Below are 17,116 nucleotides of genomic sequence, written 5' to 3' on the forward strand. Positions count from 1 at the left end.
CTCATTTCCCCTGGAAACAGGGCGGCCGCTTGGCCAAGAAGGCCGCCACCCCTTCGCGGTAGTCGGCGCTGAAGCCCAACTGGCGCTGCGTATCGCGCTCCAGCCGCAGCTGTTGCTCCAGACTGTTGTCCTCTGCCGCCTGCAGCGCCCCCTTGATCCGCGCATAGGCCAGCGTCGGCCCGCCGGCCAGCTGTTCGGCGAGTTGCCTCACCGCTGCGGGGAAGTCCTCGTCGTCTACGCAACGCCAGATCAGCCCCCATTCCTCTGCTTGTTCCGCCGGCAATGGCTCGGCCAATAGCGCCAATCCCATCGCCCGAGCTTGGCCCAGCAGGCGCGGCAGCCAGTAACTGCCGCCTGAATCCGGCATCAGGCCAACCTTGCTGAACGCTTGGGTAAAACGCGCCGAGCGCGCGGCGATCACCAAGTCACAAGCCAAGGCGATGTTAGCGCCGGCGCCGGCGGCCACGCCGTTGACCGCGGCGATCACCGGCTTGGGCATGTCGCGCAGCCGCCGCACCAGCGGCGCGTAGTAGTCCTCGATGGACTGCCCCAGGTCCACCGCCTGCTGCCCAGGCAGCACCGCCCGGTCGCTCAAATCCTGGCCGGCGCAAAATGCCCTCCCGGCACCGGTCAACACCAACACCCGGACCTCTACGTCGTCGCGCAGGCGGTCCAGCGCCGCCGCCAAAGCCTGATGCATCGCCGGATTGAAACTGTTCAGGCGCTGCGGCCGGTTCAGAGTCAAGGTCGCCACGCCGGCCTCCAGGCTCAATTCAACGCTCGTTTCCGTTGTCTGCATGCATGCCCCCTTTTTGATCGCGGCCATGGCGCAACCGGCCAAGCCTTCACATGCGGCAAACGCTATCATTGACCGACCGGAAAATCAATTATAAGCTGACCCACATCAATGACAGCGCGCTAAAACTGTTGTTGCCGCACCCGGTCCTGTCGCTGGCATGGCTCAGGCCGGCCTCTCATCCCTCCGCCCGAGGAGAAGCTCCATGTCTCACCCATTGTTCCAGCAGCATCAAGCCACCTTAGACCAGGCCCTACAGGCCTTGCGTGAACGCCAGTACTGGTCGCCGTACCCGGAAATGCCCAGTCCCAGAAGCTACGGCGAAACCGCAGCCGCCGACGGTCAGGCGGCGTTTGAGGCTTTATTGCAACAAGACTTCTCACTGGATGGTCTGCCGCCCAGCCAGGGCTGGGTGGGCAGCGAGCGCTCCCCCTATCGCGGCGCCTTGCGCATCCGCTATCCGCGCCACGACGCCGACGCCTTGCTGAGCGCCTCCACCGCCGCGCTGCAAACGTGGCGGCAAGCCGGCCCGCAGGCCTGGGTGGGCGTCTGCCTGGAGATACTCCAGCGGCTGAACCGCCGCAGCTTTGAAATCGCCCACGCGGTGATGCACACCACCGGTCAGGCCTTCATGATGGCCTTCCAGGCCGGCGGCCCGCATGCGCAGGACCGCGCGCTGGAAGCGGTGGCCTACGCATGGCGCGAAATGGCGGCCATTCCCGATCGCTGCCGTTGGAGCAAACCACAAGGCAAGCACGAGCCGCTGGTGCTGGAGAAAAACTGGAAGGTAATCCCGCGCGGCGTCGGCCTGGTGATAGGCTGCAGCACCTTTCCCACCTGGAACGGCTACCCCGGGCTGTTCGCCAGCCTGGCCACCGGCAACAGCGTGATCGTCAAGCCGCATCCCGGCGCGGTGCTGCCGCTGGCCCTGACGGTGCGCATTGCCCGCGAGGTGCTGGCCGAAGCCGGCTTCGACCCCAATACCGTGCTGCTGGCGGCGAATCAACACGGCGAGCCGCTGGCCAGCCTGTTGGCGCAACGGCCGGAGGTGAAGCTGATCGACTTCACCGGCAGCAGCGCTCACGGCGAGTGGCTGGAGAGCCAATGCCGTCACGCCCAGGTCTACACCGAAAAAGCCGGCGTCAACTGCGTGGTGCTGGACTCCACCGCCGACTTCCCCGGTCTGTGCCGCAATCTCGCGCTATCGCTGGCGCTGTACAGCGGCCAGATGTGCACCGCGCCGCAAAACATCTTCATCCCGGCCGATGGCATCCACACTCCCGAAGGCCAACTGTCCTACCAGCAGACGGTGGCGGGCCTGTGCGCGGCGCTGGAGGCGCTGTGCGCTGAGCCGGCCAAGGCGGTGGAGCTGCTGGGCGCGATCCAGAACCCCGGCGTGCTGCAAAGGCTGGAGGCGGCGCGCGCGCTGGGCCAGCCGGCGCTGGACAGCCGGAGGCTGAGCCACCCGCACTACCCGGAAGCCGAAGTGCGCACTCCGTTGCTGCGCCAGCTGTCGATGGAAGACCGCGCCATTTACGAGCAGGAACACTTCGGGCCGATCAGCTTCCTGATCCAGGCGCCGGACAGCGCCGCCGCGCTGCGCCGGGCGGAAGACGGCATGCGCCGCCACGGCGCGCTGAGCTTCTCGGTCTACAGCACGGACCAGCAGGTGCGGGAACAGGCCCGGCAGGCGGCGGAAAACGCCTGCGTGTCGCTGGCGCTCAACTTCACCGGCGCGGTGATGGTCAACCAGTCCGCGGCCTTCAGCGACTTCCACGGCAGCGGCGGCAACCCGGCGGCCAACGCCAGCCTGTCGGACAGCGCTTTCGTCGCCAACCGCTTCCGCGTGGCGCAGACCCGCAGCTTCGGCTGATCCCCGGCCCCGGCCATGGCCGGGGCGTCGCCCGCCAGACTCACGAACGGAGCCGCGTCATGACACCACAACAACAGCAAGCGATTCTGAACCACCCCGCCTTTCAACAACTGGCCAGCCGCAAGACGCGGCTGGGCTGGAGCCTGACCGCCGTCATGCTGCTGCTCTATTACGGCTTCATCCTGGTGCTGGCCTTCGCGCCGCAGTGGCTGGCCCGGCCCATAGGCGCCGGCGTCACCACTTTGGGCATGCCGGTGGGCGTCGCCATCATCCTGGCCGCGTTCGCGCTGACCGGGATCTACGTGCGCCAGGCCAACAAGCGGCTGGACCCGCTGAACGACGAAGTCCTGCGGGAGTGCCAGCCATGAGAGCCCTCCTCGCCATATCGGCGCTGACCTTGGCCTTCCCGGCCTGGGCCCAGGCCGGCGCGCAGCGCCCCTTGAACTGGAACGCCATCCTGATGTTCCTGCTGTTCGTGACGCTGACCCTGTTCATCACCGGCTGGGCCGCGCGCCGCACCCGCTCCGCCTCCGACTTCTACACCGCTGGCGGCGGCGTCAGCCCGCTGCAGAACGGCCTGGCCATCGCCGGCGACATGATCTCCGCCGCGTCCTTCCTCGGCATCTCCGCAATGATGTTCAGCAAGGGCTACGACGGCCTGATCTATGCGCTGGGAGTGTTGGCCGGCTGGCCCATCATCATGTTCCTGATCGCCGAACGACTGCGCAACCTGGGCCGCTTCACTTTCGCCGACGTGGTGTCCTACCGGCTGAGCCAGACACCGGTGCGCATCACCGCCGCCTGCGGCACGCTGACGGTGGCGCTACTCTATCTGGTGGCGCAGATGGTGGGCGCCGGCAAGTTGATAGAGTTGCTGTTCGGCGCCAGCTATTTGAGCGCCGTCGTCATCGTCGGCGTGCTGATGGTGTTGTACGTGATGTTCGGCGGCATGCTGGCCACCACCTGGGTGCAGATCGTCAAGGCGGTGCTGCTGCTGTCGGCCACCAGTTTCATGGCCTTCATGGTCTGGCGGCGCTTCGGCTACAGCAGCGAGGCGATGTTCGCCGCCGCCGCCGAGCTTCGCGGCCAGGCCATCCTGGCGCCTGGCGGCCTGGTGTCCAATCCGGTGGACGCAGTCTCCCTGGGCTTGGGCATGATGTTCGGCACAGCCGGCCTGCCCCACGTGCTGATGCGCTTCTTCACCGTGGCCGACGCCCGCGCCGCGCGCCAGTCCGTGTTCTACGCCACCGGTTTCATCGGCTATTTCTACCTGCTGCTGATCCTGGTGGGCTTTGGCGCCATCCTCATCGTCGGCGGCGACGCCGGCTTTCGCGACGAAGGCGGCGGCATTGTCGGCGGCGCCAATATGGTGGCGGTGCACCTGGCCCAGGCGGTGGGCGGCAATCTGTTCCTCGGTCTGGTGTCGGCGGTGGCCTTCGCCACCATTCTCGCCGTGGTGGCCGGCCTGGCCTTGTCGGCCGCGTCGGCGGTGTCTCATGACCTGTACGCGGTGGCGCTGCGCCAGGGCAAGGTGAGCAATGCGGAGGAAATGCGGGTGTCGCGGCTGGCGACGCTGGTGATAGGACTACTGGCCATCCTGCTGGGACTATTGTTCGAAAAGCAGAACATCGCCTTCCTGTCCGGCCTGGTACTGGCGATTGCCGCCTCGGTGAATTTTCCGGTGCTGTTTCTGGCAATGTTCTGGCCCCGGCTCACCACCCGAGGCGCGGTGGCCGGCAGCCTGGCCGGTCTGGTCTCCGCCATCGCCTTGCTAGTGCTGGGGCCCATGGTGTGGGTGGACATCCTGAGCCATCCACGAGCTATCTTCCCCTACGCCAACCCGGCGCTGTTTTCCATGAGCGCGGCCTTCGCCTGCGCCTGGCTATTGTCAGTCTGCGACCGCTCGTCCCAGGGGCAATTGGAACGCAGCCGTTTCCCGGCGCAATATATTCGCGCTTTGACCGGGCTGGGAGCCGGCACAGGCACCGGCAAACACTAACCACGGCTCAGGCCAGCAGCGCCGCCATCGTCATGTTCTGGAACGCGGCCATGCCGCGGGTCAGTGTCTTGTCGCGGTGCTGCACCTGATACAAGGTGCGCGTCAGCGTTGGCAGGCCGGCGCTCACTTCCACTACCGCGCCGGTCTGCAACAGATCGGCCACCACCCGCCGCGACAGGCAGCTGACGCCAAGGCCGGCCGCCACCGCGTGCTTGATCGCCTCGGAATGACCCAACTCCATGCTCACGTTAAGCATGGCTAGGTGCGGCAACAGCAGACGGTCCACTTCCTCGCGCGTGCCAGAGCCGGCTTCACGCAGAATCCATTCGGCCTTAGCCAGGTCCTGGCGCGCCGCCACCCCTCGCGCCAAGGGATGATCGGCGGCGGCGAACACCACCAGTTCGTCCTGACACCAGGGCTGAGCAATCAAGTCCGGGTGGTGGCAAGGCCCTTCGATGAAACCGAAGTCCACCCGCAGCGCCGCTACCGCGTCGACGATGTCGCGGGTATTGGCCACGTCCAGTTCCAGCCGCGCCAGCGGCCAGGCGGCGCGGAAAGCCGCCAGTTGCTGTGGCAATAAATAGTTCGCCACCGTGCTGCTGGCGCCTATCTTCAAAGACATCGCTCCGGCGTTGAACAGGCTTTGCATGTCCTGGGCCGCATCCAGCATCGCCCGCGCCTTGGGCCACAGCAGCCGGCCATGCTCGTTCAGGCTCAAGCGCTTGCCGATGCGGTCGAACAGGCGCACGTCGAGCCCGGTTTCCAGCTTGTCCAGCGCCTGGCTGGCCGCGGACTGGGTCAGGGCGACATGGTTGGCCGCCTGGGTGACGGTGCCGTATTCGGCCACCGCGACGAAAACCTCCAGTTCGCGCAGAGTCAGCTTCAAGCCCATACCGCCTCCTTAATATCGATTTTACTACTGATATATATCCATTTTATCCGTTTCTCTACTGAAAACGAGGGGCGTATCGTTAGCACCATTCGCCATAGACCAAACAGGCATTTGCTTATGACAAACCTTCGCCAAATCATGCCGGGCCTGGCGTTGGCCATCGCCGTCGCCGTCGCTTCGCTCTACGCAGCGGATTTGCCGGCGATGAAGCACCTAGGCTTCTCCGCGCTCACCATCGCCATCCTGGGCGGCATGCTGATAGGCAACACCGTCTACCGCTACTTTGCCGGCGCCAGCCACCACGGCATCCAGTTCTCCAAGCAAAAGCTGCTGCGCCTGGGCATCATCTTGTTCGGCTTCAAACTCACCTTCCAGGACATCGCCGCCGTCGGCTTCGCCGGCGTATTGATCGATACCCTGGTGCTGTGCACTACCTTTCTGCTGGCTTTCCGCATCGGCCGCAAATACTTGGGCATGGACGAGCAGAGCGTAATCCTGATCGGCGCGGGCAGTTCCATCTGCGGCGCGGCCGCGATTCTGGCCACGGAACCCGTAATCAAAGCTCATGCGGAAAAAGTGGCCGTAGCCGTCGCCACCGTAGTGGTGTTCGGCACCGTGGCGATGTTCCTGTGGCCGATGCTGTATCAATGGACTAGCCACCTGGGCATTTCCGAGTTCAACTACGGCGTGTTCGCCGGCTCCACCATCCATGAGGTGGCGCAAGCCGTTGCCGCCGGCAAATCGGTCAGCGAGGCGGCCATGACCACTGCGGTGATCACCAAGATGATACGCGTAATGATGCTGGCGCCGTTCCTGATCGCCTTGTCCAGCTGGCTGGCCGCCAAGCCGCACGGCAGCCGCCAACAGAAGAGCGGCATCGCCATCCCCTGGTTCGCCGTCGCCTTCCTGGCCGTGGCCGCCTTCAACTCCTTCAACCTGCTGCCGGCCGCGTGGGTCAGCGCCATCGTCTCGCTGGACAACCTGCTGCTGGCCGCCGCAATGGGCGCGCTGGGCATCACCACCCACTTCTCCGCCATCCGCCAGGCCGGCGCCAAACCGATGCTGCTGGCTTCCATTCTGTTTGGTTGGCTGATCGTCGGCGGCGGCCTGATCAACTTCGGCGTCAGCCATCTGTTGCACTAAACGCCGCGCAAGCCAAAACAAAACCGCCCGGTTTGCGCCGGGCGGTTTTTTGCCGTCGGATCAGACCCGACTCAGCATGGACACTTCTTCATGCTCTTGCCGCCATAGCGCTCGTCCTGGCAGCGGCGAAAGAAGGCCTCACGGCTCATCACTTCCGCATTGGGATTGAAACGGCGGCGGCTGGCGACGTAAGCGTCGTAATCCTTGACGCCCACCATCAACCGGGCGGTTTTCGCCCATTGCTGCCATAGCTTGTTCATTACGCACCCTCCTCACGGAACACCGCCGGCACCTCTTTGGCGGTGGACCACTTCACCGCCAGCGACTTGCGCATCACGTTCAGCGCGAACACCAGCATGGCGATCACCACCGCCATGAACAGTGCCGTCAAAGTGGCGTCCACATAGTCATTGAAGATGATCTGATGCATTTGCGCCATATTCTTGGCCGGCGCCAAAAGCTCGCCCTTGGCCGCGGCGGCGGAGAATTTGTCGGCGTGCGCCAGGAAGCTGATCTTGGGACTGGCGTGGAACAGCTTCTGCCAACCAGCGGTCAGCGTCACGACCAGCAGCCACAGCGTGGGCACCGCGGTAACCCAGATATAGCGGGTTTTCTGCATCTTGATCAGCACCGCGGTGGCCAGAATCAGCGCAATGCCGGCCAGCATCTGGTTAGCAATGCCGAACAGCGGCCACAAGGTATTGATGCCGCCCAGCGGATCCACCACCCCCTGATACAAGAAGTAGCCCCAACCGGTCACCGCCAGACCGGTGGCGATCAAGTTGGCGGCCCAGGACTCGGTGTTGGCCATCGGCTTGACCACAAGGCCCAGCAGGTCTTGGATCATGAAGCGCAGCACGCGGGTGCCGGCGTCTATAGTGGTCAGGATGAACAGCGCTTCAAACAGGATGGCGAAGTGATACCAGAAGGCCATCATCCCCGGTCCGCCGATCACATTGGACAGAATGTGCGCCATGCCCACCGCCAAGGTCGGCGCGCCGCCGGCGCGGGACAGGATGGTGCTCTCGCCCACATCCTTGGCCATCTGGGTCAGCATATCCGGCGTGATGACGAAGCCCCAGCTGGAAATCACCTGAGCGGCTTCCTCCGCGGTCTTGCCTATCACCGCCGCCGGGCTGTTCATCGCGAAGTAGACACCCGGATCCAGCACGCAGGCGGCGATCAAGGCCATGATGGCAACGAAGCTTTCCATCAGCATGGAGCCGTAGCCGATCATGCGAGCGTGGGTTTCGTTCTCAAGCATCTTGGGCGTGGTGCCGGAGGCCACCAGCGCATGAAAGCCGGACACTGCGCCGCAGGCGATGGTGATGAACAGGAAGGGGAACAGATTGCCGGAGAATACCGGGCCGCTGCCGTCGATGAACTTGGTCACCGCAGGCATGTGCATATTGGGCGCCACAATCATGATGCCGATGGCCAGGCCGACAATGGTGCCGATTTTCAGGAAGGTGGACAGATAATCTCGGGGCGCCAGCAGCAGCCACACCGGCAGCACCGAGGCGACGAAACCATAGCCGATCAGCGTCCAGGCCAGCGCGGTGCCGCTCAGGGTAAACAACGGAGCCAGGGTTTCGTTCTTGGCGATGTCTCCGCCGTAAACAATAGCCAGCATCAGCAGGATAAAGCCGATGACGGAAATCTCGCCGATTTTGCCCGGCCGGATGTAGCGGGTGTAGATGCCCATGAACAGGGCAATCGGTATCGTGGCCGCAATGGTGAAGGTGCCCCAGGGACTGCCGGTCAGCGCCTTGACCACCACCAGGGCCAGCACCGCCAGCAGGATCACCATGATCATCAGAATGCCGATGGAGGCGATAACGCCGGGAATGGCGCCCAGTTCGGTGCGGATGATCTCGCCCAGCGATTTGCCGTCGCGGCGCACCGACAAGAACAGAATCAGGAAGTCCTGCACCGCGCCGGCCAGCATCACCCCCACCAAGATCCACAACGTGCCCGGCAAATAGCCCATCTGCGCGGCCAGCACCGGCCCCACCAGCGGCCCGGCGCCGGCGATGGCGGCGAAGTGGTGGCCGAACAACACCCATTTATTGGTGGGCACGTAATCCAGGCCGTCATTGTATTTTTCCGCCGGGGTCAGCCGACGGGCGTCCAGTTCCAACACTTTGTGGGCGATGAAGCGACCGTAAAAGCGATAGGCGATGGAGTAGGCCGACACCGCCGCCACAATCAGCCACACAGCGTTGACCGGTTCGCCGCGATTGAGGGCCACAACGGCAAAGGCCGCTGCGCCGGCCAGGGCGACGGCCAGCCACACGGCCCATTCTCTTATCTGTTGCATATGGCAAGTTCCTATTCTCTTTATCCCGTTTTAATTCCCCGGTCCCTGGCGACGACAACGGCCACGGCCGGCTTTTTTTGCCTGACCGATTCTGGATTGATAGTTCCGGAAAATCAAGCAAGCCTTGTCATTTGCAAAAACTATCAATGGTTTATGACGAATAGCAGTCACGATAATGCTAAAGTCGCCGGCAAACCCCGCGTGCTAATATTTTGATTTGAACCACCGAATCCCGTCGACGGACATGAACAGCGATACCCCCCATATTCTCATTGTCGAAGACGACGTGAGACTAGCCGAATTGATAGGCGCCTATCTGAGCAAGCACGGCTATCGCATCTCCCAGCACGGCCGCGGCGACACCGCGCCGGCCATCATTCTGGAAGAAAAGCCGGACTTGGTGATCCTGGATATCATGCTGCCAGGCAAGGAAGGCTTCGACGTCTGCCGCGAAATCCGCCCGCGCTATAACGGCAGGGTTTTGATCATGACGGCTCGCGACGAGGACGTGGACGAAATCCTGGGGCTGGAACTAGGCGCAGACGACTACCTGGCCAAGCCGGTAGAACCCCGCCGCCTGCTGGCGCGGGTGCGCGCTTTGCTGCGCCGCGGCGGGCCGGGCGCGCAGGCGGACGGCGAGGCCGCCGACGAAGACAGCTTCACTTTCGGCCAGTTTTGCATCAGCCAGGCCACGCGCGAGGCCACGCTGAACGGAGAGCTGATTGATCTGACCACCGCCGAATTCGACCTGCTGTGGCTGCTGTCCTCCCACGCCGGCCAGGTGTTGTCGCGCGACGACATCATGAGCGAATTGCGCGGCATAGGCTTCGACGGACTGGACCGCTCGATAGACGCGCGCATTTCGCGGCTGCGCCGCAAACTGGGCGACAATCCGGACGCGCCGGCCCGGATCAAGACCGTGCGCGGCAAAGGTTATCTGTTCTCACGCAGCGACTGGGAATAAGCAATGAGCACCCGTCGTCTGCGCGGCTGGCTCAAACCGTCGCTGGGCACCCTGTTTGCCCGTTATTTCTTCGCCACCATGCTGGTGGAGCTGATCATCATCATCGGCTTCGGCTTCCTGGTCACCAAGCTGTACGAAAACAGCGACCGCGACGGCAAGCTGCAGTTCATGAACGGCACCGTGACGCTGATCCGCCAGCAGTTGGCCCAAACGCCGCACAAGGACTGGGACGGCAAGCTGGCCGATATCGCCCGCGCCTTCAGCTATCCGGTCAAACTAATCGCCCACCCTCCCGACGATTTCGAGCAGGAGGGCCACGCCGCGCTGCTGAGCGGCCGCCCCTATCTGGACTTCGACAATCAATTGCTTTACGTGCCGCTACCCCGTGATCCGCGCCTGTTGCTGCTGGGTCCCCTGGAGGCGCCGGCCAGCAACAGCAGTTGGATCAGCGAAGACATGGAAATCCTGCTGCTGTGGATTTTGCTGACCGGCTCCACGCTGGGCACCCTGATCTACTTCAGCCTGCGCCCCTTGTGGAAAGACTTGCTGGAAGTGCGCCGCAAGGCGGAGGTGTTCGCCGACGGCGACTTCAGCGCCCGCGCCCAGCCTTCTAAAAGCAGGCTGTTGGCGCCTTTGTCCCTGGCTTTCAACAGCATGGCCGCCCGCCTGGAGCGGCAGATGGAAACCCGCCAGGCCTTGTCTCACGCCATCGCCCACGAGATACGCACCCCGATCGCGCGGCTGCGCTTCGGCCTGACCATGCTGGAGGAAGAAGAGGACGAGCAGGAGTGGCGGCGCTACCGCGAAGGCATGGAGCGCGATATGCAGGAATTGGAAGAACTGTTCAACACCAGCATGGAGTTCGCCAAGCTCAATCGCAACGAAGTGCCCTTGCACTGGGAAACCGTTGATCTTTACGACTGGTTCGACGATCTGGTCGATCTGGTCACGCCGCTGAAACCGCCCGGCATCAAGCTGGAGCTGGACTGCGCGCTGGGCAACGGCGCCTTCGACCGCAAACTGATGTACGTGGCCAGCCGCAACCTCTTGCTCAACGCCTTCAAATACGCCAACGCCCAAGTGCGGCTGACGGTATGTCACAACGCCGCCGGCCAGTTGCTGATCCATGTCGACGACGACGGCTGCGGCATCCCCGAGGCTGAGCGCGACAAAGTGTTCGAACCCTTCCTGCGCCTGGACCGCAGCCGCGACCGCGCCACCGGCGGCTACGGTTTGGGCCTGTCCTTCGTCAAACTGATCACCGAACACCACGGCGGCCAGGCCAGCGTGGCCGCCAGTGAACTAGGCGGCGCGCGCTTTACTCTACGCATCATGCAGCCGCAGCAATAAGCACTGTTTAAGATCTGCTGTGCGCCGTGAGGCGTGACACGGCGAGTACCGCTTATAAATGGACGTGTACCCTCCGTACACTCCGCTTTCTCAGCCGTTTTCGCCTTGTCTTGCCTCAGCTCGCAAGATCATGAACTGGCTCCATAAAGGTGCCGGAACGCAGATGCCAGAGCCGGCAAAAAGTAAAGCCACAGTTTGTTAAGCAATCTGAATTGGGTCACGCTCCGTCACAAAGCGGGGACAGGAAGCCAACAGACCCAGGACCGAAGCGCCGGGATAATGCCAGCATCTCAACTTGGATTCGGGTATTTCCCATGGTTTCTTCACGACCGGCCGCCCTGCTGGTACACGGTCTGGGCGGCAGCGCATACGACCTTGGCGCGCTTGGACGCACTCTGGAGGAGGCTGACATCGTCACGCACACCCCGCTGCTGCCGGGACATGGCGGCGAGCCGGAAGATCTGCTGTCCGTCCGCTGGCAGGACTGGGTGGAAACCATACGCAAGGAATACCTGGAGCTGAAGACGCGCCACAAGGTAGTGCATCTGGCCGGCGTTTGCCTGGGCGGCCTGGTGGCGCTGGAAGTGGCGCGGCTGGAAAACCACAAGGACGGGCTCGCGCTGTACGCGCCGCCGCTGTTCCTCGACGGCTGGAGCCTGCCCAAGCTGACTTGGGCCCGCCACATCGTCTACCGCATTCCCGGCCTGGCCAAGAAGATGCGCGTGCCGGAGGTTGAACCTTTCGGCATCAAAAACGCCCGCATCCGCAAAGCGATCCAGCAGCGCTTCGAACGCGGCGAACGATTCCACTACGCCTACATCCCGCTGGCCTGCATCCGCCAGGTGGATGGGCTGCGCCGCCAGCTGATGTCGCGGCTGGAGCAGATCACTTGCCCGACGCTGATCGTGCATGCCGACGAGGACGACATCACCAGCCCGCGTTCCGCCCATCACCTGCAGCGCCACCTGGGCGGCAAGGTCGATTTCATGCCTTTGTCCAACAGCTACCATATGGTCATGGTGGACAATGAACGCGGCGAAGTGCTCAAGCGCAGCCTGAAGTTTTTCAACCAGCGCGCTCAAGCGCCGGCCACCGCCGCCGAGCAAAACGGTTGGGCCCTGTTCGCCGCCGCCTGAACGCCGCGCACTCACAATCAAGGCAAGCTTCCCGCTTGCCTTTTTTCTTGCCCGCGCCAGCCCCACCGGCCTCCTCGCCATCAATTAAAGTTGCAAGCAATCACAACTAAAAACCGAATTTAACAGCTGCGCAAACTTCCAAGCCGCCTCGTCACCAACCGTCATCAAGCCAGAACAGAGCAACAATGGAAGGCCAGGACCAACTGAATCAAACTGTTTGCACGAGCCGGATCGGCCCCCAGCCGGTCTTGCAACGGTTCCGTTCTCTTCCCTTTGTGTGACTTTGCGTGCCCGCCGGCTTCGGCGGGCATCTTTTCTTTCAAATGCCCGCGCTGTTTTGTTACAAATCGTTACACAAGCCCCTCACCCTTCACACAAAGAGCGCTTACAAGCTCAACAGACTGACTTGCTTCTTATTCGCACAATATTGCAGTTATCAACAAAGCAAACAGTCGCAAAAATGAAAAAACTAATCACCGCTTCCGTGTTGAGCCTGGCAGCTCTGTCCGCGCATGCAGCCGATCCTGGCTTCTACGTTTTCGGCAACACCGGCTACAATTTTTCCAAATTCAACTCCGCCACCAGAGATGTCGCCATTAAAGACGCCAAAGCCGCTGGCGCCATCTGGGAACTGGGCGCTGGCTACCGCTTCAACCAATACTTGGCCACTGAATTGGCCTATGCCAACTTCGGCAAATCCAAGGCAATCCTTAGCGCCAACAGCCAATCATCCGACAGTTCGCTGCGCTCCGAAGCCGCTCGCATCGCCGTTTTGGGCATCCTTCCGGTTACGGAAAGTTTTGAGGTCTATGGCAAAGTCAGTCTCAACCGGGTTCAAAGCACCTGGAAGGGACTCAACCAAACGGAAAAGCGCAATGAAACCCGTGCGGGTGTCGGCCTCGGCGCCCAGTACCACTTAAGCAAAAACCTGGCTTTGCGCGGTGAGTATGAATACATCACAGGCAAGGATCTCAAAAAAGACGGTTACACCGTGGCCAAGAACACTGGCTCCAATGTACTCAAAGCAGGCGTCAGCTTCAGTTTCTAAAATCGGCCCAACTCCAGAGCAGAACGAAATTAAACACGCACAGCTGAGGATGCCGGTTTGCTAGTGGCAAATACATTCGGCTCTATGTTTTGATTTCGCTCCCATCGCCAGCCGCGGCCCCTGCGTTCGCGGCTGGTTTTGCGTTTCAGACCGCCGGCACCGCCATGCCGCGCCGCACCGCCGGGCGAGCGCCCAGCCGCTGGAACCAGTTCCAGACTCGGGGAAACGCCGCCAAATCCACCTGATGCCATTCGTGACGCGCCGCCCATGGATAAAGCGCGATATCGGCGACGCCGTACTCGCCGGCCACGTAATCTCGCCCTTCCAACTGTCGGTCCAGCACCCCGTACAGGCGCAAAGCCTCGTCGTGGTAGCGTTTCTGCGCGTAAGGCAGGCTTTCCGGCGCGTAGCGCAGAAAATGGTGAGCCTGCCCCAGCATCGGCCCGAAGCCGCCCATCTGGAACATCAGCCATTGCAGCGCCTCGTAGCGCGCCGCGCCCGCAGCCGGCAACAAACGGCCGTGCTTTTCCGCCAGATATTGCAGAATGGCGCCGGACTCGAACATCGCCAGCGGCCGCCCGTCCGGCCCGTCGCTGTCCACAATGGCCGGAATCTTGTTGTTGGGGCTGATGGCCAGAAAAGATTCGGCAAACTGCTCGCCCTTGCCGATGTCCACCGCGTGCACGGCGTACGGCAACTCCAGCTCTTCCAGCATGATGGAAATCTTGCGCCCATTGGGCGTGCCCCAGGTATACAGATCAATCATGATGCGCATCTCCCTTGTTCAAGGCTTGGGCGGCTAGCGCCTGCGCGCGCCGCCCCGTCTGCTACAATGCAGCCCATTTCAAGCCTTCAGGATACTGCGATGAGCCAGCCGCGCGTCAATGATGTCAAAGCCTTTCTCTTGGACCTGCAAGACCGCATTTGCGCGGCGCTGGAGCAGGCCGACGGCGGCGCTCAATTCGTCGAGGACGCTTGGCAGCGCCCGGGCGGCGGCGGCGGGCGCAGCCGGGTCTTGGCCAAGGGCGCGCTGTTCGAACAGGCCGGCGTCAATTTCTCGCATGTACACGGCGACGCGCTGCCCGCCTCCGCCACCGCCCACCGTCCCGAACTGGCCGGCCGCGGCTTTCAGGCCATGGGCGTGTCGCTGGTGATCCATCCGGAAAACCCGCACATCCCCACCAGCCACGCCAATGTCCGCTTCTTCATCGCGGAGAAGGACGGCGAGACGCCGGTGTGGTGGTTCGGCGGCGGTTTCGACCTGACCCCGTTCTATGCCGTGGAAGCCGACGTGGTGCACTGGCACCGCGTGGCCCGCGATTTGTGCCGGCCCTTCGGCGAACAGGTGTACCCGGACTACAAGCGCTGGTGCGACGAGTATTTCTTCCTGAAGCACCGCCAGGAGGCGCGCGGCGTCGGTGGCTTGTTCTTCGACGACTTGAACGCCTGGGGCTTCGATTCCTGTTTCCGCTTCATGCAGGCGGTGGGCGACGGCTTCACCAACGCCTACTTGCCCATCGTCGAACGCCGCAAAGGCGATAGCTGGGGCCACCGCGAACGCCAGTTCCAGCTTTATCGCCGCGGCCGCTACGTCGAATTCAACCTGGTCTGGGACCGCGGCACCCTGTTTGGCCTGCAGTCCGGGGGACGCACCGAATCCATCCTGATGTCGATGCCGCCGCTGGCGCGCTGGGAATACGATTACCAACCGGAACCGGGCAGCCCGGAAGCCGAGCTGACCGAGCGTTTCCTGACCCCGCGCGACTGGCTGGCCTGAGAGCCGAAGCCAAGCCGGATACCGCGTTTTCCCCAGCCCGCACATGAGTTTAGCCAATCACAAGAACGGCGAAATCGGGTATCCTTGCGCAGCTGCCCATAACAATCCCATGACCATCCGTTCCGCATGAATCAACCCCATTTTTCGGCCGGGCTCTCCGGCTGCGCCGCCCGTCCCTGGCAGGAGCCGGCGCTATGGCTGCTGTTCGCCGTCGTCTGGTTCGGCACCCTCGGCTACCGCGGGCTGATTCACGCGGACGAAGGCCGCTACGCGACGCTGTCGCTGTTCATGCTGCACAGCGGCGACTGGATCACTCCGCGACTGAACGGCCTGCTGTATTTCGAAAAACCGGCGCTGCAATACTGGATGGGCGCGCTAAGCTTCGCCGCCTTCGGCGTCAACGAGTTCGCCGCCCGCTTCTGGCCGGGCCTGACTGGCTTTCTGTCCGTGGCGATGTGCGGCTTCACCGCGCGCCGGCTCTGGGGCGTAGACGCCGGCCGCCACGCTGCGCTGGCCGCCGGCAGCTGCGCCTGGATCGTGGCCAACAGCCACTTCCTGTCGCTGGACATGGGGGTGAGCTTCTTCCTGACCGTGGCGCTATGCGGCTTCCTGCTGGCACAACACGACGGCGCCGACGCCCGCGCGACCCGTAACTGGATGTGGGTCACCTGGGCGGCGATGGCCGCCGCCACGCTGAGCAAAGGCTTGATCGGCCTGCTGATTCCCGGCGCCACCCTAGTGCTGTACAGCCTGCTCAACTGGCAATGGGCATTCTGGAAACGCATGCATTGGCTGAGCGGCCTGGCCTTGTTCCTGCTGTTGACCGCGCCGTGGTTCATTCTGGTGTCCCAGCGCAACCCGGACTTCGCCCATTTCTTCTTCATCCGCGAACACCTGGAACGCTTCCTCACCACCGAGCACAAACGCACCGGCGCGCCGTGGTATTTCGTGCCCTATCTGCTGCTTGGCTTGCTGCCTTGGACCAGCCTGCTGCCGACGCTGTGCCGCGACGGCTGGCGCGAACCTGGCGCGCGGCTGCGCGTCGGCCGCCTACTGCTGATCTGGTCGGTCTTTATCTTCGCCTTCTTCAGCAAGTCCAGCTCCAAGCTGCCATCCTACATCCTGCCGATGTTCCCGGCGCTGGCGTTGCTATTGGCGCCGACGTTGCAGCGCTTGCCCTCCGCCGCGCTGAAGAAGCACCTGCTGCCGGCGCTGCTGCTGTGGCTGGCCGCGCTTGCTCTCTATCCCTTTGTTGATCGTTTCGCGTCCGAGGACATCCCGCTCGACGTACTGCACGGCTTCGCCCATTTCGTCGCTGCCGCCGCGCTGCTGTTCTTGGCCTGCGCCGTTGTCGCCTGGCGCTTGCTGGGCCGCGAACACAAGCTGGCCGCGCTGTGCTGGCTGGCTTTCGGCAGCTTGCTGGCCGTCAGCGTCGCCGCCGCCGGCCACGACAGCTATGGCCGGCTGAAGGGCAGCAAGGAAATCGTCCGCCAGATCCAGCCTTATCTCAATGCGGACACGCCGGTGTTCTCGGTCCGTTATTACGACCAGACTTTCCCCTTCTATCTGGGCCGCCCGGTCACCCTGGTGCAGTTTGTCGATGAGTTTGAATTCGGCGAGAGCCAGGAGCCGCAGCGCTGGATGCCGCGACTGGAACAATTCGTCGCCGCCTGGAACGCCGCCCCGCGCGCGCTGGCGATGACCGACCCCGCCACTTATCAGGAACTGCAAGCCCAGGGCCTGCCGATGCGGGTGGTCTACCAAGATCCGCGCCGCCTGGTGGTGGCCAAGCCGTGAAACCGCCAACCTTTGGACCCG

At 63.2% G+C, this 17,116-nt stretch carries 15 protein-coding genes; 10 read left to right on the forward strand and 5 right to left on the reverse strand.

Annotated features, from left to right (window positions below; all coding sequences use genetic code 11):
- Window position 1: 1 nt before the first annotated feature.
- Entirely contained in the window at window positions 2-799 is a 798-nt protein-coding gene (gene paaG, locus GYH29_RS21055) for a 2-(1,2-epoxy-1,2-dihydrophenyl)acetyl-CoA isomerase PaaG (RefSeq protein WP_039754561.1), read from the reverse strand.
- A 202-nt stretch (window positions 800-1,001) separates the two neighbouring features.
- Here paaG and paaN point away from each other — a divergent pair, with 202 nt between their 5' ends.
- Genes paaN through GYH29_RS21070 form a run of 3 tightly spaced genes read left to right on the forward strand, consistent with a single transcriptional unit; the run spans window position 1,002 to window position 4,668 of the window.
- Complete coding sequence (gene paaN, locus GYH29_RS21060) at window positions 1,002-2,669, forward strand: phenylacetic acid degradation protein PaaN (protein WP_161524344.1); 1,668 nt, start codon at window positions 1,002-1,004, stop codon at window positions 2,667-2,669.
- Window positions 2,670-2,728: 59 nt separating this feature from the next.
- A complete protein-coding gene (locus GYH29_RS21065; RefSeq protein WP_019101120.1) occupies window positions 2,729-3,037 on the forward strand; it encodes a DUF485 domain-containing protein in 309 nt (102 codons plus the stop codon).
- Entirely contained in the window at window positions 3,034-4,668 is a 1,635-nt protein-coding gene (locus tag GYH29_RS21070) for a cation/acetate symporter (RefSeq protein WP_161524345.1), read from the forward strand. The genes GYH29_RS21065 and GYH29_RS21070 overlap by 4 nt, the downstream gene beginning before the upstream one ends.
- A 7-nt stretch (window positions 4,669-4,675) precedes the next feature.
- On the opposite strand, the gene GYH29_RS21075 is transcribed toward GYH29_RS21070, so the two are convergent.
- Window positions 4,676-5,560, reverse strand: a complete 885-nt coding sequence (locus GYH29_RS21075; RefSeq protein ID WP_161524346.1) for a LysR family transcriptional regulator — start codon at window positions 5,558-5,560, stop codon at window positions 4,676-4,678.
- 117 nt (window positions 5,561-5,677) lie between these two features.
- On the opposite strand from GYH29_RS21075, the gene GYH29_RS21080 reads away from it, so the two are divergent.
- Window positions 5,678-6,703 carry a YeiH family putative sulfate export transporter gene (locus tag GYH29_RS21080; RefSeq protein WP_019101117.1) on the forward strand — a complete coding sequence of 342 codons (1,026 nt, stop codon included), beginning with the start codon at window positions 5,678-5,680 and terminating at the stop codon, window positions 6,701-6,703.
- Window positions 6,704-6,774: 71 nt separating this feature from the next.
- Here the strand turns inward: GYH29_RS21080 and GYH29_RS21085 are convergent, their stop codons facing one another.
- Both GYH29_RS21085 and GYH29_RS21090 read right to left on the reverse strand, forming a co-directional pair.
- On the reverse strand, window positions 6,775-6,963 hold the full coding sequence (locus tag GYH29_RS21085; protein ID WP_043589723.1) for a YbdD/YjiX family protein: 189 nt from the start codon (window positions 6,961-6,963) through the stop codon (window positions 6,775-6,777).
- Window positions 6,963-9,023 (reverse strand): carbon starvation CstA family protein, encoded by a 2,061-nt coding sequence (locus GYH29_RS21090; RefSeq protein ID WP_161524347.1) that lies wholly within the window; start codon window positions 9,021-9,023, stop codon window positions 6,963-6,965. The genes GYH29_RS21085 and GYH29_RS21090 overlap by 1 nt, the downstream gene beginning before the upstream one ends.
- 244 nt (window positions 9,024-9,267) lie before the next feature.
- Here GYH29_RS21090 and GYH29_RS21095 point away from each other — a divergent pair, with 244 nt between their 5' ends.
- From GYH29_RS21095 to GYH29_RS21110, 4 genes are all read left to right on the forward strand, one after another.
- Window positions 9,268-9,987, forward strand: coding sequence for a response regulator (locus tag GYH29_RS21095; protein WP_019100920.1), 720 nt, complete (start codon window positions 9,268-9,270; stop codon window positions 9,985-9,987).
- A gap of 3 nt (window positions 9,988-9,990) precedes the next feature.
- A complete protein-coding gene (locus GYH29_RS21100) occupies window positions 9,991-11,337 on the forward strand; it encodes an ATP-binding protein (RefSeq protein ID WP_019100921.1) in 1,347 nt (448 codons plus the stop codon).
- Window positions 11,338-11,651: 314 nt separating this feature from the next.
- Window positions 11,652-12,473 (forward strand): alpha/beta hydrolase, encoded by an 822-nt coding sequence (locus tag GYH29_RS21105; protein WP_019100922.1) that lies wholly within the window; start codon window positions 11,652-11,654, stop codon window positions 12,471-12,473.
- A 460-nt stretch (window positions 12,474-12,933) separates the two neighbouring features.
- Complete coding sequence (locus tag GYH29_RS21110) at window positions 12,934-13,521, forward strand: outer membrane beta-barrel protein (RefSeq protein ID WP_019104561.1); 588 nt, start codon at window positions 12,934-12,936, stop codon at window positions 13,519-13,521.
- Window positions 13,522-13,666: 145 nt separating this feature from the next.
- Here the strand turns inward: GYH29_RS21110 and GYH29_RS21115 are convergent, their stop codons facing one another.
- A complete protein-coding gene (locus tag GYH29_RS21115; protein WP_039756880.1) occupies window positions 13,667-14,287 on the reverse strand; it encodes a glutathione S-transferase family protein in 621 nt (206 codons plus the stop codon).
- A gap of 99 nt (window positions 14,288-14,386) precedes the next feature.
- Here GYH29_RS21115 and hemF point away from each other — a divergent pair, with 99 nt between their 5' ends.
- Together hemF and GYH29_RS21125 are read left to right on the forward strand one after the other, a co-directional pair.
- Window positions 14,387-15,298, forward strand: a complete 912-nt coding sequence (hemF, locus tag GYH29_RS21120; RefSeq protein ID WP_019102864.1) for an oxygen-dependent coproporphyrinogen oxidase — start codon at window positions 14,387-14,389, stop codon at window positions 15,296-15,298.
- 126 nt (window positions 15,299-15,424) lie between these two features.
- Entirely contained in the window at window positions 15,425-17,095 is a 1,671-nt protein-coding gene (locus tag GYH29_RS21125) for a glycosyltransferase family 39 protein (RefSeq protein WP_161524348.1), read from the forward strand.
- Window positions 17,096-17,116 lie beyond the last annotated feature (21 nt).

This window comes from Chromobacterium haemolyticum, from assembly GCF_009936155.1.
GTDB lineage: Bacteria > Pseudomonadota > Gammaproteobacteria > Burkholderiales > Chromobacteriaceae > Chromobacterium > Chromobacterium haemolyticum.